This window comes from Trinickia dinghuensis (assembly GCF_003367175.1).
Classification (GTDB): Bacteria; Pseudomonadota; Gammaproteobacteria; order Burkholderiales; family Burkholderiaceae; genus Trinickia; species Trinickia dinghuensis.
Genome location: NZ_QRGA01000003.1, coordinates 495,171 through 514,174 on the forward strand (window position 1 = coordinate 495,171; position 19,004 = coordinate 514,174).

Below are 19,004 nucleotides of genomic sequence, written 5' to 3' on the forward strand. Positions count from 1 at the left end.
CGGCGCATCGGAATCACGCGCGAGTTTAAGGACGGCAATAACCGGTGACAAGCGCCGCGGCCGTTAGGCCTGGGCTTGTCACGCTTATGCCTGTTACGCCCAGGGCGGAGTGGCTACCCCAGGTGAAAGACGGCGACGGCCGACTTCAGCTCCCCGGCTTGGCTCGACATCGAGCCGGCGGCCGCGGCCGCTTCCTCGACGAGCGCCGCATTTTGCTGGACCGTGCGATCCATTTGCGACACGGCGATGGTGACCTGCTCGATGCCCTTGCTCTGCTCGCCCGACGCGGCCGAGATTTCGCCCATGATATCGGTCACGCGCCGCACGGCCTGCACGACTTCGGTCATCGTCGAACCGGCGCGCTCGGCCAGATCGGCGCCGCTGTCGACACTGGCCGTCGACGCTTCTATCAGCGTCTTGATCTCCTTGGCCGAGACGGCGCTTCGCTGCGCGAGCGAACGCACCTCGCCGGCCACAACGGCGAAACCTCGCCCTTGCTCGCCGGCACGAGCCGCTTCCACGGCCGCGTTCAAGGCCAGGATATTCGTCTGGAACGCGATGCCCTCGATCGTCGCGATGATGTCGGTCATACGCTTCGAGCCGCTCGCCAGTTCGCGCATCGTATCGACGACTTCGCCCACGAGGTTGCCGCTCTTCGTCGCGATTTCGGAAGCCGCACCGGCCAGCGTGCTGGCTTGGCGCGCGTTGTCGGCGTTGTGCCGCACGGTGGAGCTGAGCTCCTCCATGCTGGACGCGGTCTCTTCGAGCGAAGCGGCTGCTTGCTCGGTGCGCTCGGACAAATCGGCATTGCCGCGCGCCAGTTGATCCGATGCACCGGCAATCGCCACGCTCGAGCTGCCGATGCGAGCCACGATCTCGGCCAGCCGGTCGCGCATATCCTTCAACGTCCACAACAGGCTCGTACGGTCGCCCGCGCGCGTTTCGATGCGCACCGAAAGATCGCCGGCGGCGACGCAGCTTGCAATATGCGCGGCATAGCCGGGCTCGCCGCCGAGCTGGCGCGACAGCCGCCGGGCGATGAGCCAGGCGAGCGCGGCGCCCGCGACGAGCGATGCGGCCATGAACCCGAAAATGATCGCGCGCATCGACTCGAAATGCGCCGTCGCATCGGCCACGCTATCGGTCGCGATCTGGTGCTTATAGGTGATCGCCGTTTCGAGCGAAGCGCGCAATTCGTCGCTGGCCGCGATCACGCCCTGCACCATGGCGTGATCGTCCATGCCGGCGGGCATCGGCATGGCGCCCGTTTGATACTGGATGTACTTGTCCCAAGCCTGCTCTTTCGTGCGGACGTCCGCCAGGACAGCCTGCCCGTGCTCGTCCTTGAGCGTCGCGCCGAAGCGATCGAGATCCTCGTGGATGTTGGAGAGCGCGTCGGTCATCCGCTGCTGCAGTTTCTGCTTCGCGGCCGCATCGGCGGAGAATCCGAGGTTTGCGCCGGAGAGGTCGGCGTCGAGCCGATACTTGTTCGCTTCTTCGATGGCGTACAGGCCGTCCATCTGCGAGGTGCCGAGGTCGGCCGCGATGCCGTGCATCGTCGCGAGCCCCCATACGCCCACGCCGCCGACGACCATGCCGAGGCCGATAACGACGGCGAACGCCAGCAAGAGCTTGCTCAGCACCGTCATGCTGTCGAGTCGATTCATTTTGGGGTCCTTACCAATTTCCGAAAAAGTGCGCGGTGGCGATCTGACGCATGCCCGACGCACCCTTTCATGATTACGGCAGGACGCCGAAGACTTTTATACGCATATTCCGCAAATAATCAGCGGCGTATGCTTAGGGTCAAACCCGATGGTCGTCTGAATTTAAACGCCACAAGGTGAAAGGTTTTGCGTATGACGACCTGCGCGTTCCAGCGCGGCCGCCGTTCCATTAGCGTTTACCCGCGTCGCCGCGTTCGCAGTGAATGATCCGATAGCTGCCGACCGAACTCGCGTCGACGAACCGCCGAAAGATATTGATCGGCTCGCAGCGCACGCCGCAGGTGAACGCGTCGAAGAATGCGCGCCCCTCGCCGGGGTAGGTATGCAGCGAGACGTGCGACTCGGCGAGCAGCAGCAGCACCGTCACGCCGGCCGGCTCGAACGCATGGCGAATCGTGCCGAGCACCGTCGTGCCTTCGGCCAGCGCCGCCTCGGTCAAGGCCCGCGCGAGCGCCTCGCCGTCGTTCAGCACGTCGGCACTCGTGTCGGCGATATCGGCGAGCACATGCCGCCCATAGGCGAGATGGAGGGAATCAGTCATGGCGGATCGCCGCTCGCGCGGCGCCCACGCAGCCGACGGCAACGACGGCGATGCCGATCACGGAAATGCCGATCCCGACGGGCGCGACCACGCTCAGGGCGCCCGCGAACGCGCCGGACATTGCCTCGCTCGTATTGGCCAGCGTAGAAAACAGGCTGAAGTTCTTGCCGACATTCGCCTCCGTCGACAAGCGCTGGATGTTCGTCGGCAAGACCACGTCGACGAACGCGCCGATGGCGCCGAGCGCGAAACATCCGGCAAGCGTCACCGGGGCGCTGATCGCGCAGAGCGGCAGCAGTGCGAGCGTGAAGCCGTAGCAGCGCCAATAGCTCATTAGGCTCGGCGTGCTGAAATCGCGCGAAATGCTGCCGCACAGCAGCGCGCCGATCACCGCGCCGAGCGCGAGGAAGCTCATTGCGTAGCCGATCATGCTGTCCGCGAAGCCCGCCCCCTTGAGCATCGTCGGAATGAGCACGCGCAGCGCCGCGCCGACGAACAGAATGCACAACGCCGAGTAGCCGATGCTCACGAACAGGTCTCGCCGAACGAGCGCGGCTTTGAAGTTCGCGCCGAATTCGCGATAGAGCCCGCACAGCGTCGTCGAGCGCGTGGGCGTGGCGTGTTCGCTTTTGCTTTCGGCGAGGGCCGGTACCGCGATCGCATGACGAATGCAAAGCGCCGACACGAGGTAAGTCGCCGCATCGATAGCCAGGACGTAGCCCGGGGCCGCAACCGCATAGAGCAGCGTACCGCCGAGCGCCGGCCCCACTAGGCCGCCCAACTCCGCCGCCATTTGCGTCGCGCCGTTGGCCGCCGGCAGATGCTCGGCGCGCACGAGCGCGGGAATCGTGCCTTGAAAGGCCGGTTGGAACACCGTGCGAAACGCCGTCATCGACATGCCGATGAGCGCGAGCGCCGTCATACCGACACGCCCGCTCGAAAGCAGCAGACAAAACGCAACGGTGATCGCCATCCGCGCGAGATCGGCGTGAATCATCAGCGAGCGGCGCGGCCAGCGGTCGGACAGCGCGCCGCCGAGCGGACCGAGCACGACGTAAGGAATGAATCGAAAGAAATAGATGGCACCGGACAGCGCCACGTTCGCATGCGTGGCATGCAAGACCGTGACGATGAAGACGAACTCGTGGACGCCGTCGCCGATCTGCGACAACAGATTGCCGGTCAACAAGACGGAAAGACGGCGCTCCTTGCGCAGCATCGCAAGCATCGTGGCTCCTACGCCGGCACGGGCACGATCGGGAACAGGAGCTCTCGCGTCGAGAAGCGGCGTCCGGGGTCTTTCAGCTTGTCGATCACCATAGCGTTCATCAACAGCTGATCGGCGTGCGGCATCAGGAAAACCATCAGATTCACGTACCAGTACCAGCCGAGCTTGGTTAGCGACAGCGACTCGGCGTCTTCGGCGACGAGCGCCTCTTGCTTCAAGCGCTCGAGCTTCTCCAATACCTCGGGATGCACGGCGTCCCATCGCACGCGCCGCTTGTCGATGCGGCCGTGATAGGGCAAGCGCAGCACGAGGGGCCGCGCGTAATCGAGCGCGGGCTCGTGCATGCTGATCTCGCAAGGGATGCGGCCTTGAGAGATCGCCTCCCGATAAACCTTCTTGCTGTGCGTTTGCGTCATGACATGGCCGATCGTCGAGCTGATCGCATTGATGCCGAAGCCCATGAGGTCATGATCGTGATAGCCATATACGTGCTCGTGATAGGCGAACGAATAAGCGTCGCTAACGACATCGCCGCTCGTGCTTTCGCTCTCTCCGATCCGAAAGTAGCCATGACCGTTATGCGGCATGAAGCCGGCGTGGCGCATCGTTTGGTCGATCAGCACGTTCATGCCGAATTTGCGCATCGCCGAAGTCGGCATCGCGCCGGCTTGCGCGAGCTTCGCATGCAGCCCGACCTGGGTAACGATGTTGTCGATCGGATAGATGTCGACGTTCGTGGTGCCCAGTGCGGCGGCCGCCTGCAAATCGGCCATCAGCTCCTCTTCGTCCTGCCCGCTCATGCCGTACAGAATGTCGAACGTCTGAAAGGAAAAGCAGCGCTTGAGCAACGAGGCGGCGTCATAGATTTGATCGAGCGACGCGGTGAGATCGAACGTCTCGCGCCATTTCGGCGAGAAGGTCTGCAAGCCGAAGCGGGGATGCGTCACGCCGATCTCGCGCATCGCGTCGGCGCGTTCGGGCGTCAGGCTCTTCACTTCGACTTCGAACGAGAATTCGCGCAGGCGCGACAGATCGAACGCCTGGCGAATCGCCTGACCGATCGAAGCAATTTGCTCGGGATCGAGCAGGCTCGGCGTGCCTCCGCCGAAAAAGATCGCCGAGATCGGCACTTGCTTCAAATCGACGAGGTCCGCCTTCAGACGAATTTCCGCGAGCAGCATCGAAACGTATTCGTCGATGACGGCTCGGCTCGAATAGCGCCCCCGCGTGAACGGACAGAAGTTGCAGATCGTGTCGCAGAACGGAATATGAAAATACAGTGCGCGCGATCGGATGTGACGCGCCGCCTCCTCCCAAACTTCCGCGACGGTGGCCTGCGCGCGCGCCTTGCCCTGGCTCGGAAAGAAGAAGTTGTAGATCGGAAACTGCCGATCGAATTTGACGAGCGACTTCCCTGACAGCAGCTGCATGCGTTTCTCCGATTCGAAGGGGGAGATTCCCCCTTCTTCTTGTCTATCCCGAAACCTGCGGGTGGGTTACCAGCCGCCCATCTTCACGGGCATCGGGGCCACTGCCGGTGCTTCGAAGTAGCGTGAGACCTCTTCCATTTCGTACTCCTAAATAAATGAGATGCAGGACACCTCCTGCGGGATGCCGGCAATCGCGCCAACATTCGGTGGGACGGCGGCGCGTTGCCGCCGCGAAAACAGGGGATGCTGTGTGAGGAAGTCGCGGCGTAGCATCGCCGCCGGACCTCCTCGCCTGGGCAACGTTTATCTTGTTCGAGCTAATTTAACAAAGAGAGCCGGGCCGGCGAACCCGTCGAGGCTGATAGTTGCGGGGGGAAAGTGCGATGGTAGAGGGGGGCGAATTCCATCATTGAGTAACTTTACTCACCGATGTAATTCGACGCCGATGCTGCCTTGAAGATGGGCGATCATGCGCGACACGGCTTCGCGTCCTGATAGACGGTTGCCTTCATCGCACCCCGGTCCATTTGCGAAGGCCCCTGTGGGGTAAGCGCGACGCCCGAGCGGGCTAAAGGCTTAGGCTAACCGAGCCAACCGGTGACGGCACCGACGACGCCGGCAGCGCATACGGCGGCGGCGGCCGCACAGACGACCCATCGATATGCTCCACGCAACCGATGGGCCGCCGGCAACGCCACGATGCCGAGCACGATCAACGGGCCGACCACGAAGGGCAGCAGCAGCGCGTTGACGACCTGCGCGGCCACGTTGACCGACACGAGATCGGGCTCGAGCCAGACGAGGCAGGCACTGGCCAAGACGGCCGCGGCATAGACGCCGTAAAACCACGGCGCGCGCGCGGGACGTGATTCGAGCGAGCCACGATGACCCGACACTTCGCTCAAGCCCCATGCGAGCGCGAGCGAACAGACGATCGCGGCCACCAGCGAGGCCCCGAGCACCCCCACGCTGAAGATGAGCCTGCCCGCCTCCTCGCCCGCTACGCCGAAGAACGCGCTGGCGATCTCCCCGACGCTCCGCAGTCCTGACGAAGCGCCATGTCGAGACAGCGTGGCGGCCGCCGCGACGAGCACCGCACCCGTCAGCGCTTGCGTCAGCACCGCACCGACCGCCGTTTCGACGCGCGCGGAGCGATAGTCGGACAGCGAGCGACGTTCGTCGGCGATCGCGGCTTGCTGATAGAAGATCATCCACGGATTGAACGCCGCGCCGATCAATGCCGCGGCGAGATAGACGAACTGCGGATGGCGGATCGGCACGTCGCCCAACTGCCGGGCGAGCATCGGCCAATCGGGCCGAGCGTGCCAAGCGACGATGAAGAAGGCGAGTTCGAAGAGGCCGATGAACATCGCGACGCGGTCGACGCGCTTATGCGATCCCGTCGACACGACCGCCAATAGGAACGCGCCGGCAAGCGAGAGCGAGGCCGCCCGGGAGACGCCGTACATCTCGCCGATGCCGGCGATGCCCGTGAACTCGGTCACGAGCGAACTCATCACCGCGACGAAGAGCGCCGCGGCCGCGATCGCGGCCCACCCGCGACCCAACCGTTCGCGCACAAGCGCGCCGTATCCGCGGCCGCTCACGACGCCGAGCCGCACGCAGAGCGCCTGCACCATATAGAGCGGGACGGCCAGCACGAGCAGCAGCGGCAGCAGACGAATGCCCCATTGCGCACCGCTTTGCGCCGCGGCCACAACGTTGCCGGCATCGCAGTCGGCCAGCATGACCAGCAAGCCGGGGCCCCATCCCGCGAACGCGCGGCAGGTCTTTCGGAGGTTGGCCGCGAGCGACGACAAAGCGGTCACCCGCTCACTCGAGCGTCGGCTCGGTGTCGAGCCCCGCCCAACTGACGCTCGATACGCCCTTTTCCATGCTCAGGCGGCCCGCCACGTGTTCGAGCTTCGATTGGTCCTTCGGATGCAAACGCAGCGTCGCCGTCACTTCGATACGCTGCGGCTGGTCGGGCACGTCGCGGCTCATGAGGCTTTGAAACGACAGCGGCGCCGACGACATAGGATTGGCGAGAATGGAGCGCACGTGGATTTCGTCTTCTTCCCGGCACACGACCGTAATCACGTATTGGCGCACGAGATCGGCGGCCGAAACGGGCGTCGAGTTGATCATCCGGCTGACGTCGCGCAACACCGTGTTAGTAACGAGCACGAGGACGGTTCCGGCTAGTGCAGGCACGTAGTAGCCCGATCCGCACAGTACGCCGACGGCAGCCGAGCACCAGAGCGTCGCAGCCGTATTGATGCCCTGGATGGAGCCTTTGTCGCGCATGATGACGCCGCCGCCGAGAAAGCCGACACCCGAGACGACATAGGACGCGATCCGTGTCACGCCGTCGCCGCCGTTGCCGCCGTTGCCGATCAACGTGCCGAGCGTCACGAACAGCGCGGCGCCGCAGGCCACGAGCGTAATCGTGCGCAAACCCGCCGTGCGCTGGCGAATCTGCCGTTCGAGCCCAATGGCCACGCCACAGGCGAATGCGGCCAACAGCCGCCAAACGAAATCTGAACTCATAAGCATGACGTCGAAATGGTCCGTGCACGGGGCATCGCTATGCCCGGCGCGGTTGCGCACAACGCGAGAGCTTCACCGGCAACGAGAGGTAGGGCCGCGCCATTGTATGCGACTCATAAGACAGAAGCGATCATGTCCGGCCGCGCGATGGCCTTGGCGCCTGCCTTTGCGCGGAACCGACGATCGGCGCGAGAATGTGCTCGCCCCATGCACCGACCAACGATAACCAAACGATGGAAAAGAACCGACTGGAAGCATTCAGCGACGGCGTGATGGCCGTCATCATCACGATCATGGTGCTCGAGCTCAAAGTGCCGCACGGCGAGGATTTGAGTGCGCTGCTGCAGCTCTGGCCGATCATGCTGAGCTACGTGCTCAGCTTCATCTACGTCGGCATCTATTGGAACAATCACCATCACATGCTGCAGGCCACGCGGCGCGTGAACGGGACGATTCTCTGGTGGAACCTGCATTTGCTGTTCTGGCTGTCGCTGTTGCCGTTCAGCACGGGGTGGATGGGCGAGAACCATTTTGCTCGATGGCCGACGGTGCTCTACGGCGTCAATCTGCTCGCCTGCGCACTGGCATGGGCCGTCCTGCAGACGGGGCTCGTCCGCCATCACGGCCCCGACAGCCTTCTCGCCCGGGCGATCGGCAAGGGGATGAAGAGCAAAGCCTCGCCGATCCTGTATCTGCTCGGTATCGCTTCCGCGTGGATCGGCTATCCGAGCATCGGCCTCGCCTTTCTCGCGGGGACGGCATTGCTGTGGCTGATCCCCGATCGTCGCGTCGAACGTCTCGTCGAGGCGCGCGATGCGGACGACGAGGACTAACCGCCCTGTCTGCGCAGCCCTCGGCGCATGGCAGCCGAGATTGGCCCTTGAGGTGATGCGACGCTGTGATGACAGCAGCGTTTCGGTAGCCCGGCAAGATTGTCCGATCGATGCGAATCAGCTAGCTCGTACGGGTTTGTACCAGCTTTGTACCGGCGTTGTGGCCTGCTTTGTGCCGATCCGCCGATCGTTCGCAGAATCTTCTCGGCCGCCGTCAACCATCGCGTTCCGGCACCGTTAACGGGGAGAAGCGTTCCGCTTCACGCCACTTCAGGAGGGATGGTCATGTTGAACAAATTTGTCTTGGCTGCGATCGCGGGCATGTTTGCAGTGGGCGTGGCGCACGCCCAAGCTTCGGCGACCACCGCGGCGGCATCGGGGTCGAGCTGCGAAGCTCAAGCGATGGGCAAGAACAGCAAGCCGCTCGCCGGCGCCGCGAAGACGTCGTTCATGAAGAAATGTCAGGCAAACGCGATGAAAGCGGCCAAGTCCGGTTGCGAAACCAAGGCCGTCGGTTCGAACGGCAAGGCCCTCGCAGGCGCGGCCAAAACGTCGTTCATGAAGAAATGCGAGGCCGACGCGGCCAAGTAGCGCGTCGCTCCCCGCGGGGAACGGGCCGGCACGAAGCCGCGCAAGCGAGCTTCGTTCGCGCCCCGTTCCCGGTCGATATATCGTCGGCATATCAACAGGCTGGCCCACTCCCTCCGCGCGTTCTCGCGCCTCCCCAACGTTCCACCGTTTGCATCCGCAACTCGCCTAGACCTGGGCGCACTCGAATTCAACCCTGGTTTTTCCGCATCGCGAAAGATGTAACGAGCCCTTAGCTTTTGCCGCGCGCCGCCGACAACCAGATTGATGGCGCATCCCGCGGACGAAGCGGTTTGGGACGCCGGTCGGATTTCATATTGAGGGCACGCATGTCTAGTCACGACATCATGCACGATGAGCGCACGCAGCTCACGAGCAAGAACAAGTTCGAACTTCTGCTGTTTCGCCTGGGCACCGCCCGGCAGGGCATGGCGCCGGCGCTGTACGGCATCAACGTTTTCAAGGTTCGCGAGATCATCACGAACCGCGAGATCACGCCGATCGCCGGCGCGCCTGAGTCCGTGATGGGTGCGATCGACATTCGCGGCCAGATCATTCCGGTAATCGATCTGTGCCGTCTGACGGGCAACACGCCTTCGCGCGAACCGAACATCTTGCTGATCACGGAGTTTGCGCGTACGACACAGGCATTCGCCGTGGAGGACGTGGACGACATCGTGCGCCTCGAGTGGAGCCAAGTGCATCCGGCCGAATGCGCCGGCGGCACGGGCTACATCACGAGCATGGCGCGCTTCAACGGCGATTCGGGCGAGTTGCGCCTGGCGCAGGTGCTCGACGTCGAGCAGGTCATGCGCGACGTATTCCCCGAACAGCATCGCGACGTGAACAAAGCCGAACTCAGTGCCGAGGTCAATTACGCGGCCGGCGGCGGAAAGATCCTGGCCGCCGACGATTCGGCGTTCGCGCGCTCGCTGCTAGACCAGGCGCTGACCGCGATCGGCGCGCCGCATGTGATCGCCAATACGGGCGAGGAAGCGTGGCAGATGCTGCTGCGCTATGCCGACGAAGCGGACAAGGACAAGGTGCCGGCACGCGACAAGATCGCGCTCGTCATCACCGATCTGGAAATGCCCGAGATGGACGGCTTCATGCTAACGCGCAAGATCAAGGCGGACGAGCGGCTCAAGCATATTCCCGTGATCATTCATTCCTCGCTGACGGGTTCGGCCAACGAAGCGCACGTGCGCAATGCCGGTGCTAACGGGTATGTCGCGAAGTTCGCGCCGAAGGAGCTTTGCGAAGCGATCACCGAGGCGTTGGCGTCGTAGTCGTTGCGGGCCGGTCTACTGGCCGGCCACTCGAGCGTTTTTCTCGAAATCGAACGAAGCCGAAAAAGAGGAGCATGGCGCCGCGAAGCGCGATTTGGACTGCTCATCGTCCTAAATGCGCTATCGCACGAAACCTCATGAATTAATCTGATTAAAATACACCCCGACCGCGAAACGCGATCGTGCGACCCGAATCGCGCGATCCAACCGGCCGGGGTGAGCGAAGAGAGCGCCAATCCCCGGTCAGGACATCAATAACAGCGACCGAGGAAAACAATGAGCGAAAACCGGCGGCCGATCAAATCCAGATCGAACCGATTCATCGTCGCGATATCGGGCATGCTTGCCCGCAGCGCCGTCACCCCGAATCAAATTTCGAGCGCGAGCGTCATTTTCGCGGCACTAGGTGCGATCGCATTGCTGCGCATCGATAGCCCCTGGGCGATGATCGTCGCGATCGCAGGCATCCAATTACGCCTTCTGTGCAACGTCATCGACGGGCTCGTCGCCGTCGAAGGCGGGAAGAAGTCCGTCGTCGGCGCGCTTTACAACGAATTTCCCGATCGGCTTGCCGATAGTCTGCTGCTCGCGGCCGCGGGTTATGCCTCGGGAGTGCCATCGCTCGGGTGGGCCTCCGCGCTTCTGGCCGCGCTCACCGCGTACGTGAGAGTGTTCGGCGGCGCGGTCGGTCTTGAACAGCGTTTCATCGGCCCGATGGCCAAGCAACATCGCATGGCGCTGCTCACGCTCGCGTGCGTGGCCACGGCCGCCGAAACCCTGCTGCACCGGCATCACGTCTGCCTGCTTATCGCGCTTTCGATCATTGCGGCCGGCAGCGCCGTGACCTGCATCACCCGCACCCGCGCAATCGTTCGGGATCTGCAGGAAGCCAATACGAGTAGCGGGGCCACCCATGCGTAACGTCCTGCAAAGCTGGCTGCTCGGCGTGGTGCGGCTCGTCGTGGGCGCGCACGGCCGCTACGGCACGGCGCGGCCGAGCCCGCGCCAAACGATCTACTTCGCCAATCACTCGAGCCATGTCGACACGCTCGCCATCCTCGCGGCACTGCCTCCCGACGTTCGGGCCTTTGCCAGGCCGGCGGCCGCGCGCGATTATTGGGATTCGTCGCCGGTGCGACGCTTCATCGCGAACCGCATCCTTAACGTCGTCTTCGTCGAACGCAAACACGAGAGCGGCGGCGATCCGCTGGAACGAGTCAAAGACGCGCTCACCTACGGCTCGTCGCTCATCCTTTTCCCCGAGGGAACGCGCAGCCTCACAGGCGAAGTCGGACCGTTCAAAAGCGGGATTTACTGGCTATCCCTGCAGTTTCCGGACGTCTCGCTCGTACCCGTCCACTTGTCCAACCTTGCCCGAGCCATGCCCAAGGGGGCGGTGCTGCCGGTTCCGATCAGTTGCCATGTTTCCTTCGGCACTGAAATCGCTCGCGCCACGAGCGACAACAAGGAAGCCTTTCTCACCGAAGCGCGCGATGCCGTGGTGCGCCTGCAGAACACCGTCAAGGGATAAGCCATGCCTCACGTCTTTTGGATCACGCTCATTGGAATCCTGGCGCTGCTGAGCGTCTTCACGGCGACGGGTGCCGTTCTACGGGCGAGTTATGGCGCAGGCAATGCGACGATCGCCAACATGAACGCGCGCATCTCGGCGTGGTGGGTCATGATTGGCATCGTCTCCACTGCCCTATGGCTCGGTGCCAACACAACGATCGCCCTGTTCTTCCTGTGCTCGTTTTTCGCGCTGCGCGAGTTTCTCGCATTGACGCCGACGAAACCCTCTGACTACTGGTCGCTCGTTCTGACCTATTACGTTGCCTTGCCCGCGCAATACTTTCTGTTGGCGGTGCACTGGTACGGCCTGTTCGCCATATTTATCCCCGTATATGCATTTCTCGTGCTGGCTGCAGCGGCGGCGTTCTCGCAAGATACGGCCGACTTTCTCGAGCGCACCGCGAAGATTCAATGGGCGCTCATGGTCTGCGTCTACTCGCTGAGCTACGCGCCGGCGCTCCTGCTGCTGAAGTTTCCGCACTACTTCGGCAGCAACGGGCCACTGCTTCTCTTTTTCCTGCTGGTGGTGCAAGCGAGCGACGTATTCCAATACGTCTGCGGCAAGCTGTGGGGCAAGCACAAGCTCTCGCCGCTCGTCAGCCCGTCGAAGACATGGGAAGGACTCGTCGGCGGAGGCGCCCTCGCGATTGCACTGGGCGCCGGACTGTATCGTCTGACGCCGTTCAACCTCTGGCAGGCCGCCCTGATGTCGACCGTCATCGTCGTATGCGGCTTTACGGGCGGGTTGGTTTTGTCGGCAGTGAAACGCTCGCTCGGCGCAAAAGACTGGGGCGTCATGATCGCCGGCCACGGCGGTATGCTCGACCGGGTCGACAGCATCTGTCTTGCCGCCCCGGTCTTCTTTCATCTCACGCGGTTTTTCTTCGCGTACCCGTGAGGCAGCGCCTCGCCTGCGCATGCGGAGTTCATCGTTTCGTGGATCGAGGGCGTAACTGGTCAGAGCACCGTCGACGGTTTCACCGACATGCGGATCGCAGGACGAACAGCCACCTTCGCCGGTGCGGAAGCAGCACTGTTCGCCGCGATGCGGAAGATCGAAACCGCACGTCCGAGTTCGCTGCCTTGATCTTCGAGCGACTGAGCAGACGCCGCAGCTTCCTCGACAAGCGCCGCGTTCTGCTGGGTCACCTGGTCCATTTGTGTAATGGCCTGGTTGACCTGTTCGATGCCTCGGCTTTGCTCGTCCGAGGCCGCAGCGATCTCTCCCATGATGTCGGTCACGCGGCCGATGGCGACGGTCACTTCGGACATTGTCCGTCCGGCCTCTTCGACTTCGGTCATGCCGCCGCGAATCTTGTCGATCGACGCGCCGATGAGTTCCTTGATTTCCTTGGCCGCCGCCGACGAGCGCTGCGCGAGGCTGCGCACTTCGCTGGCGACGACGGCGAAGCCCCGGCCTTGCTCTCCGGCGCGCGCGGCTTCGACGGCCGCGTTCAGCGCGAGGATGTTCGTCTGGAACGCGATACCTTCGATGATGCCGGTGATCTCTCCGATTTTGCTCGAGCTTTCGTTGATGTCGCCCATCGTCGCCACCACACGGCCCACGGCGTCGTTGCCCTTGTCGGCGACTTCCGAGGCAGTGGAAGCTAGGCCGCTCGCCTGACGGGCGTTGTCGGCGTTCTGCTTCACCGTCGCCGTCAACTGTTCCATGCTCGATGCCGTCTCCTCGAGCGAGGCGGCCTGCTGCTCCGCACGGGATGACAAATCGGCATTGCCGGCCCTGACCTCGCCCGCGGCAACGTTGATCGAGTCGGTCGACGTTTTGATGGTGGAGATGACCGAGGCGAGCTTGTGCTGCATGCCCGCAAACGCGCGCATCAAGGCGCCCACTTCATCGGTCGTGCGGGAATCGATCGTGCGCGTCAGGTCGCCCGCGGCAATCGCTTCGGCATGAGCCACGGCCTCACGCAACGGCGAGGCAATGAGCCGCGAGATCCACGTCGCGAAAATGAACGCAAGTACAACCCCCAGCAGCGTGCCGCCGATCAGCGCGACCTTGGTCTCCATCTGCCGTGACTCGGCTTGCGCCGCGCGCACCGCAAGCAGCGACGACTCGTTCGCAGCGACCTCGTCGAGCGTTGCACGCATCGCGTCCATCTGCGTTTTACCCGTGTTTGCCTTGTACGCATCGACGAACTGATCCATCGTCATGCTGACCGCCAACACCAATTTGCGCTTCGCGAGCAGATTATCGACGAAGCTCGATACCCATTGCGACTCCTCGGCTTCGAGTTTGCGCAGCAGCTCCTGCTGTCGCGGGTCGTCGCTCGTGAGATTCCGGATCGCCGCCAATCGCTCCTTGAACGATTTCGCTCCGGTGAGGTACGGCTCCAGCATGGCGTCTTCGCCGACGAGCGCGTAGCCGCGAAGGCCCGTTTCCATATTGATCAGGCTTTCGGACAACAGCCGCGTCTCATCGATGACTTGATACGTATGGATGTTCAGGCGGTTCGCGCTCGTCACCGACGAAAAGAACGAATAGAAGGTGGCACCGAGGATCACCAGCACGGCGATCACGGCGCCGAAGGTCGTGTAGAGCTTCCGAGCAATGGAAAGGTTGGCGACTTTCATCTGGTCTCCGAAACGCGGGTTGTTTTTTGGTCACGCGCGGTGCGGGGAACTCACGGTGACAAATTCGTATTACGGCGAAAATTGTAATACTTTATTTGATCGGAAAGGGCTTCCAATGCCGTCTGTAAGGCTCAGGAAATCCCTATGTTGATGGCGCTCTAAGCCCTTATTTAAACGGACATTTACAGGCTATCCACAGAAAGAACCATGACGACGACCGGACAACGGAGCAATCCAGGTCTTTATATTAGTCTTACTTTTTACCGACTACCGGGACACGAACCGGGTGGGCAGCAAAATGATTATTTTTACGGAAGCTCCCCGTTTCTTACGACATTCTTCGTATGATAGAGCCCTAGTTTCCCTCCCCAAAGGGTTCAAGGGGGCGAAGCTAGCTGTGATTGCCGCGCTCCGATCTGGGATCGCGGCAACCCAGGCACGATGTTCATCAGCGTTCACCGGTAACAAGGAACGTCGGGGCGGCGCTCGCCGGCGCCTCTCCATGAAAGTCGCGCCACGCATAGCCGAGGACCTGAAGAATCTGGCCCAAAAAACAGCGATGTCGCAGACAGATGTCATCAAGTCCGTGATTTTTCAGATTGAGTCGGATGTGCTGGAGTCTCGTAAGCCGGCCCTGATGAGAGAACTCAGCACGCTATCGCTGTTCGCCGCCTAACCGCTGTTTATGCGCCGGTCAGGCCGGCCTATCATGAGCAAGGGACCGCGCATTCGATTCCGAAGGCCGTCGACGCGATGTTCCTCGAACAGCATGCGCCCGACGCGCAGCGCATCAAAGACATGATCGAACGGTTCAATCGGTCGCAGGCGGCAAAGCTCGAAGAGGATATGTTCAACCAACGTACCCGGCTTGCCGATGCAGAGCGGGCCCTTCAGGCGAAGGCGACGAAAGCCGCGGCCGACAGCAAGCGAATCGCCACCAACAAAATCGATGCCCTGCGCCGCAGGCTGGATGCGATAGCGTCAAGCAGGTCAGTCACGTGGTTGCATCTCGAGCCACGTCGACGGTCACTCTTTCCATTCGTCGAGAATCTGTTGCGCAAGATAATCGCAAGGGGGCCGATCGGATTTGGCGCTGCGCGCGAGGACGACCTCGGCATCATCCATCGCAGGTACCCCATCGCTCTCCGTGAGTTGAATGAAATTTCCCGGAATGCTACATTTTGCGAGCGGCGCTATCGCGAGGCCTGCCTGGACCATGGCGAGCAGACCGAGGAAGCTCGGGCTTTCATAGTTCATTCGGAACTTGATGTTGTTCCGTCTCAAGGCTCGCACTGCGTGGTCACGCGCCATGCTGCCGTCCGCGAATACTGCGATGGGTAACGGACGCTCGAGCCAAATCTTCCGCTTTTCAGAGCCCGTCCAGATGATTGGCTCATACCGGATAAATTCGCCAGCTAGTCCTTTTACTTTAGTCAGGCAAGCCAGGTCGATGGTGTTGTCTTTCAGCATCGGCACAAGGCCGATGCTGGGCAGTCCGATAACGCGGATGTCCACCCGTGGATGCATGACCGCGAACCTTGCCAGTACTTGAGGCAACAGCGAAGACACATAGTCGTCGGGAACGCCGATTGCGACCTGTCCCTCCACTTCGGGTCGAACGATCGAAGCCCACGCCTCATCACGCATCTCCAGCATGCGACGTCCGTAGTCCGCCAGTCTTTTGCCTTCCGCAGTAGCCGCCACGTTGCGAGTGTCACGCACGAAAAGCTGCTTACCGAGCGATTCCTCGATTGTGCGGATTTGCATGCTGACGGCCGACGGCGACCGAAACACTGTCTGTGCCGCTTTGGCAAATGAGCCCGAGTCCGCCACAGCCACGATCATCTCAAGCACGTCCAAATCGAGCTTCTTCATATTATTCAGAAAATCTGACGAGTTGATGCAGTTTAATTCATTTCCCTTCAGAGGCGGGTGGTCGGAAAATCGAGTCATCAAGCTTATCGAGGTGACTCAATGCACATTTCAGGGTCGATGTACCAATTTCTGGCGGTGGGTGGCATGCTCGCGATTACGCCCGGCCCAAACATGGTCTACGTGATGTCACGCTCGATTGCACAGGGCCGCGGAGCTGGCCTTGTCTCGTTAGCCGGGGTCATGCTCGGATACCTCTTCTACATGTTCAGTGCCGCGTTTGGAATCACGGCACTCGTACTTAAAGTGCCGGGTGCGAGCGCCATTCTCGGCGCAGCGGGCTCGGCATACCTTCTTTACCTTGCCTGGCAAGCTGTGAAGCCCGGGGGACGCTCACCATTTGAGGTGCGTCAATTGCCGCAGGAACCGCCGCTTCGGCTACTTGCGATGGGTGCGACAACCAGCCTGTTGAACCCCAAGCTAGCGATGCTCTTCATTTCGTTGCTGCCGCAGTTCATTGACCACGAACGAAGCGATGTGTTTGGTCAGTCCCTCACGCTCGGATCGTTGCTGATCGCGGCGTTCGCTCTCGCGAACGGCTCGGTTGCCGTCGCGTCTAGCGGGATGGCCAGGTTTCTCAAAGGCAGGCCTGGTCTGATGCTCGCTCAGAGATGGGTGATGGGCGCAATGCTGGGTGGACTTGGGATAAGCCTGGCGATGGACGCCGTGAAGTATCTGGTGATGTCCTGACCGTCGTGAGGCATAGGCCGATGTGGCCTCGCGTCCAAAACCGACGGGAGATTTGCGGAGCGGAGAGAGGCGGAAGCGGCGGGAGAGGCTAGAGGAATCGAGGGGACAAACCTGGGCCGAAACCCGGGTATGCCCGCTCGACGAATTCATTTCGAAGGCGCTATACCGGCGGTAGGGAAGTGTTCGCCGCCCCCCTCACTCCACCGTAACCGACTTCGCCAAGTTCCGCGGCTTATCCACGTCGGTCCCGCGCGCACATGCCGTGTGATACGCGAGCAACTGCAGCGGCACCACATGCAGAATCGGCGAGAGCATGCCGTAATGCTCGGGCATCCGAATCACGTGCATGCCTTCTTCATTGACGATCTTCGTATCCGAATCGGCAAACACGTAAAGCTGGCCGCCGCGCGCACGCACTTCCTGCATGTTCGACTTCAGCTTCTCGAGCAGTGCATCGTTAGGCGCCACCGTCACCACCGGCATCGCTTCCGTCACGAGCGCCAGCGGCCCGTGCTTCAGTTCGCCGGCCGGATAAGCCTCGGCATGGATGTACGAGATTTCCTTGAGCTTGAGCGCGCCTTCGAGCGCGATCGGATAGTGCAGCCCGCGCCCCAAGAACAGCGCGTTCTCCTTGCGAGAAAACTCCTCCGACCACGCGATGATCTGCGGCTCTAGCGCGAGCACGCTGTTCAACGCGGCCGGCAAGTGGCGCAACTGCCTCAGGTAGCCCGCTTCCTTGTCCGCATCGACGAAACCGCGGATCTTGCCGAGCGTCACCGCCAGCGTGAACAGACCGACGAGCTGCGTCGTGAACGCCTTCGTCGATGCCACGCCGATCTCCGTGCCCGCGTGCGTCAAGAATTGCATCTCGGTCAAACGCACCATCGCGCTCGTGCTGACGTTGCACACCGCCAGCGTATGACGATGGCCGAGTTCCTGCGCATGCTTGAGCGCGGCCAGCGTATCGGCTGTCTCGCCCGACTGCGAGATCACGACAACAAGCGCCTTAGGATTCGGCACCGATTCGCGATAGCGATACTCGCTCGCGATTTCCACCTGCGTCGGGATCTTGGCGATCGATTCGAGCCAGTACTTCGACGTCAATCCCGAGTAGTAGCTCGTGCCGCATGCAAGTATCAGAATACTATCGATGTCATCGAATGCCGCCGACGCGCCGTCACCGAAAAGCTTCGCCTCGAACGCGTCGCTGGCCGGAATCGTGTCGGTGATCGCGCGCGGCTGCTCGAAGATTTCCTTCTGCATGAAGTGGCGATACGGGCCGAGTTCGACCGCGCCGCCGTACGAATGCACCGTGCGGATCTCGCGCTCGACGCGTGCGCCGCTGCGATCGCTGATGCGCACGCCCTCGCGCGTCAGCTCGCAAACGTCGCCTTCTTCGAGGAACATGAACTGATCGGTGCTGCCGGCCAGGGCCAGCGCGTCCGAGGCGAGGAAATTCTCGCCCTGCCCCACGCCGACGACGAGCGGCGAACCTTGCCGCGCGCCCACCACCGTGTGCGGTTCGTCCTTGTGGACCACGGCAATCGCGTAGGCGCCGTGCAATTGCTTCACCGCTTCGCAGACGGTGTCGTACAGGTTGCCGCTGTACAGGCTGTGAATCAGGTGCGCGATGACTTCGGTATCCGTCTGCGAGACGAATTCATAACCCTTGCCGCGCAGCATCTCGCGCAACGCCTCGAAATTCTCGATGATCCCGTTGTGCACGAGCGCGACCGTGTCGCGCGAAAAGATCGGATGCGCGTTGTCGGTCACCGGCGCGCCGTGGGTGGCCCAGCGCGTGTGCGCGATGCCCGTGACGCCTTCGAGATGTCGCTCGCTCACTTGCGCGTCGAGGTCGGCCACGCGTGCGACGCTGCGCGCGCGGCGCGGCGCGCCGTTCGTCAGCACGGCCACGCCGCACGAATCGTAGCCGCGATATTCGAGGCGGCGCAGTCCTTCGACGAGGACGGGAACGATATTACGCTGCGCTACGGCGCCGACGATGCCACACATGGGAATTCTTCCTTTCGCA

17 protein-coding genes are annotated in these 19,004 nt (G+C 62.2%); 8 read left to right on the forward strand and 9 right to left on the reverse strand.

Translation table 11 applies throughout. The features are described from left to right. Nucleotides 1–113: 113 nt before the first annotated feature. The 6 genes from DWV00_RS06450 to DWV00_RS06475 form a co-directional block, all read right to left on the reverse strand. Entirely contained in the window at nucleotides 114–1,667 is a 1,554-nt protein-coding gene (locus DWV00_RS06450) for a methyl-accepting chemotaxis protein (RefSeq protein WP_115532691.1), read from the reverse strand. Nucleotides 1,668–1,896: 229 nt separating this feature from the next. Next, on the reverse strand, nucleotides 1,897–2,268 hold the full coding sequence (gene speD, locus DWV00_RS06455) for an adenosylmethionine decarboxylase (RefSeq protein WP_147297847.1): 372 nt from the start codon (nucleotides 2,266–2,268) through the stop codon (nucleotides 1,897–1,899). Further along, nucleotides 2,261–3,496, reverse strand: coding sequence for an MFS transporter (locus DWV00_RS06460; protein WP_115532693.1), 1,236 nt, complete (start codon nucleotides 3,494–3,496; stop codon nucleotides 2,261–2,263). The genes speD and DWV00_RS06460 overlap by 8 nt, the downstream gene beginning before the upstream one ends. Before the next feature lie 8 nt (nucleotides 3,497–3,504). Then, nucleotides 3,505–4,926, reverse strand: a complete 1,422-nt coding sequence (locus DWV00_RS06465) for a coproporphyrinogen-III oxidase family protein (protein ID WP_115532694.1) — start codon at nucleotides 4,924–4,926, stop codon at nucleotides 3,505–3,507. Nucleotides 4,927–5,507: 581 nt separating this feature from the next. Then, nucleotides 5,508–6,755, reverse strand: coding sequence for an NRAMP family divalent metal transporter (locus DWV00_RS06470; protein WP_245964741.1), 1,248 nt, complete (start codon nucleotides 6,753–6,755; stop codon nucleotides 5,508–5,510). A 4-nt stretch (nucleotides 6,756–6,759) separates the two neighbouring features. Next, nucleotides 6,760–7,476 carry an MgtC/SapB family protein gene (locus tag DWV00_RS06475; protein ID WP_115532695.1) on the reverse strand — a complete coding sequence of 239 codons (717 nt, stop codon included), beginning with the start codon at nucleotides 7,474–7,476 and terminating at the stop codon, nucleotides 6,760–6,762. 233 nt (nucleotides 7,477–7,709) lie between these two features. Between DWV00_RS06475 and DWV00_RS06480 the strand changes: the two genes are divergently transcribed. The 6 genes from DWV00_RS06480 to DWV00_RS06505 all read left to right on the forward strand — a co-directional run bounded on the left by DWV00_RS06480 (nucleotide 7,710) and on the right by DWV00_RS06505 (nucleotide 12,656). After that, on the forward strand, nucleotides 7,710–8,309 hold the full coding sequence (locus DWV00_RS06480) for a TMEM175 family protein (protein WP_115532696.1): 600 nt from the start codon (nucleotides 7,710–7,712) through the stop codon (nucleotides 8,307–8,309). 285 nt (nucleotides 8,310–8,594) lie between these two features. Next, nucleotides 8,595–8,900, forward strand: a complete 306-nt coding sequence (locus DWV00_RS06485; protein WP_115532862.1) for a hypothetical protein — start codon at nucleotides 8,595–8,597, stop codon at nucleotides 8,898–8,900. A gap of 326 nt (nucleotides 8,901–9,226) precedes the next feature. Beyond that, nucleotides 9,227–10,186 (forward strand): chemotaxis protein CheV, encoded by a 960-nt coding sequence (locus DWV00_RS06490; RefSeq protein WP_115532697.1) that lies wholly within the window; start codon nucleotides 9,227–9,229, stop codon nucleotides 10,184–10,186. A gap of 276 nt (nucleotides 10,187–10,462) precedes the next feature. Continuing rightward, on the forward strand, nucleotides 10,463–11,107 hold the full coding sequence (locus tag DWV00_RS06495; RefSeq protein ID WP_115532698.1) for a CDP-alcohol phosphatidyltransferase family protein: 645 nt from the start codon (nucleotides 10,463–10,465) through the stop codon (nucleotides 11,105–11,107). Continuing rightward, the gene (locus tag DWV00_RS06500) at nucleotides 11,100–11,717 is read left to right on the forward strand and encodes a lysophospholipid acyltransferase family protein (RefSeq protein WP_115532699.1); all 618 of its coding nucleotides are present in this window, start codon (nucleotides 11,100–11,102) and stop codon (nucleotides 11,715–11,717) included. Before DWV00_RS06495 ends, DWV00_RS06500 begins: the two co-directional genes overlap by 8 nt. A 3-nt stretch (nucleotides 11,718–11,720) precedes the next feature. Beyond that, nucleotides 11,721–12,656, forward strand: a complete 936-nt coding sequence (locus DWV00_RS06505) for a phosphatidate cytidylyltransferase (protein WP_115532700.1) — start codon at nucleotides 11,721–11,723, stop codon at nucleotides 12,654–12,656. A gap of 59 nt (nucleotides 12,657–12,715) precedes the next feature. On the opposite strand, the gene DWV00_RS06510 is transcribed toward DWV00_RS06505, so the two are convergent. Continuing rightward, nucleotides 12,716–14,350 (reverse strand): methyl-accepting chemotaxis protein, encoded by a 1,635-nt coding sequence (locus tag DWV00_RS06510; RefSeq protein ID WP_115532701.1) that lies wholly within the window; start codon nucleotides 14,348–14,350, stop codon nucleotides 12,716–12,718. Between the two features lie 502 nt (nucleotides 14,351–14,852). Between DWV00_RS06510 and DWV00_RS33925 the strand changes: the two genes are divergently transcribed. After that, entirely contained in the window at nucleotides 14,853–15,026 is a 174-nt protein-coding gene (locus DWV00_RS33925; RefSeq protein ID WP_181885377.1) for a hypothetical protein, read from the forward strand. Between the two features lie 350 nt (nucleotides 15,027–15,376). Here DWV00_RS33925 and DWV00_RS06520 read toward each other — a convergent pair whose 3' ends face one another. Beyond that, nucleotides 15,377–16,225, reverse strand: a complete 849-nt coding sequence (locus DWV00_RS06520) for a LysR family transcriptional regulator (RefSeq protein WP_115532703.1) — start codon at nucleotides 16,223–16,225, stop codon at nucleotides 15,377–15,379. Between the two features lie 99 nt (nucleotides 16,226–16,324). On the opposite strand from DWV00_RS06520, the gene DWV00_RS06525 reads away from it, so the two are divergent. Beyond that, nucleotides 16,325–16,972, forward strand: a complete 648-nt coding sequence (locus DWV00_RS06525; RefSeq protein ID WP_115532704.1) for a LysE family translocator — start codon at nucleotides 16,325–16,327, stop codon at nucleotides 16,970–16,972. A 195-nt stretch (nucleotides 16,973–17,167) separates the two neighbouring features. On the opposite strand, the gene glmS is transcribed toward DWV00_RS06525, so the two are convergent. Next, a complete protein-coding gene (gene glmS / locus DWV00_RS06530; protein ID WP_115532705.1) occupies nucleotides 17,168–18,985 on the reverse strand; it encodes a glutamine--fructose-6-phosphate transaminase (isomerizing) in 1,818 nt (605 codons plus the stop codon). Between the last annotated feature and the right edge of the window lie 19 nt (nucleotides 18,986–19,004).

Bases quoted from the DNA above. Each gene is read 5' to 3' on its own strand.
- DWV00_RS06450 (WP_115532691.1), bottom strand. From the start codon at position 1,667: ATGAATCGACTCGACAGCATGACGGTGCTGAGCAAGCTCTTGCTGGCG.
- speD (WP_147297847.1), bottom strand. From the start codon at position 2,268: ATGACTGATTCCCTCCATCTCGCCTATGGGCGGCATGTGCTCGCCGAT.
- DWV00_RS06460 (WP_115532693.1), bottom strand. From the start codon at position 3,496: ATGCTTGCGATGCTGCGCAAGGAGCGCCGTCTTTCCGTCTTGTTGACC.
- DWV00_RS06465 (WP_115532694.1), bottom strand. From the start codon at position 4,926: ATGCAGCTGCTGTCAGGGAAGTCGCTCGTCAAATTCGATCGGCAGTTT.
- DWV00_RS06475 (WP_115532695.1), bottom strand. From the start codon at position 7,476: ATGAGTTCAGATTTCGTTTGGCGGCTGTTGGCCGCATTCGCCTGTGGC.
- DWV00_RS06480 (WP_115532696.1), top strand. From the start codon at position 7,710: ATGGAAAAGAACCGACTGGAAGCATTCAGCGACGGCGTGATGGCCGTC.
- DWV00_RS06485 (WP_115532862.1), top strand. From the start codon at position 8,595: ATGTTGAACAAATTTGTCTTGGCTGCGATCGCGGGCATGTTTGCAGTG.
- DWV00_RS06490 (WP_115532697.1), top strand. From the start codon at position 9,227: ATGTCTAGTCACGACATCATGCACGATGAGCGCACGCAGCTCACGAGC.
- DWV00_RS06495 (WP_115532698.1), top strand. From the start codon at position 10,463: ATGAGCGAAAACCGGCGGCCGATCAAATCCAGATCGAACCGATTCATC.
- DWV00_RS06500 (WP_115532699.1), top strand. From the start codon at position 11,100: ATGCGTAACGTCCTGCAAAGCTGGCTGCTCGGCGTGGTGCGGCTCGTC.
- DWV00_RS06505 (WP_115532700.1), top strand. From the start codon at position 11,721: ATGCCTCACGTCTTTTGGATCACGCTCATTGGAATCCTGGCGCTGCTG.
- DWV00_RS06510 (WP_115532701.1), bottom strand. From the start codon at position 14,350: ATGAAAGTCGCCAACCTTTCCATTGCTCGGAAGCTCTACACGACCTTC.
- DWV00_RS33925 (WP_181885377.1), top strand. From the start codon at position 14,853: ATGAAAGTCGCGCCACGCATAGCCGAGGACCTGAAGAATCTGGCCCAA.
- DWV00_RS06520 (WP_115532703.1), bottom strand. From the start codon at position 16,225: ATGAAGAAGCTCGATTTGGACGTGCTTGAGATGATCGTGGCTGTGGCG.
- DWV00_RS06525 (WP_115532704.1), top strand. From the start codon at position 16,325: ATGCACATTTCAGGGTCGATGTACCAATTTCTGGCGGTGGGTGGCATG.
- glmS (WP_115532705.1), bottom strand. From the start codon at position 18,985: ATGTGTGGCATCGTCGGCGCCGTAGCGCAGCGTAATATCGTTCCCGTC.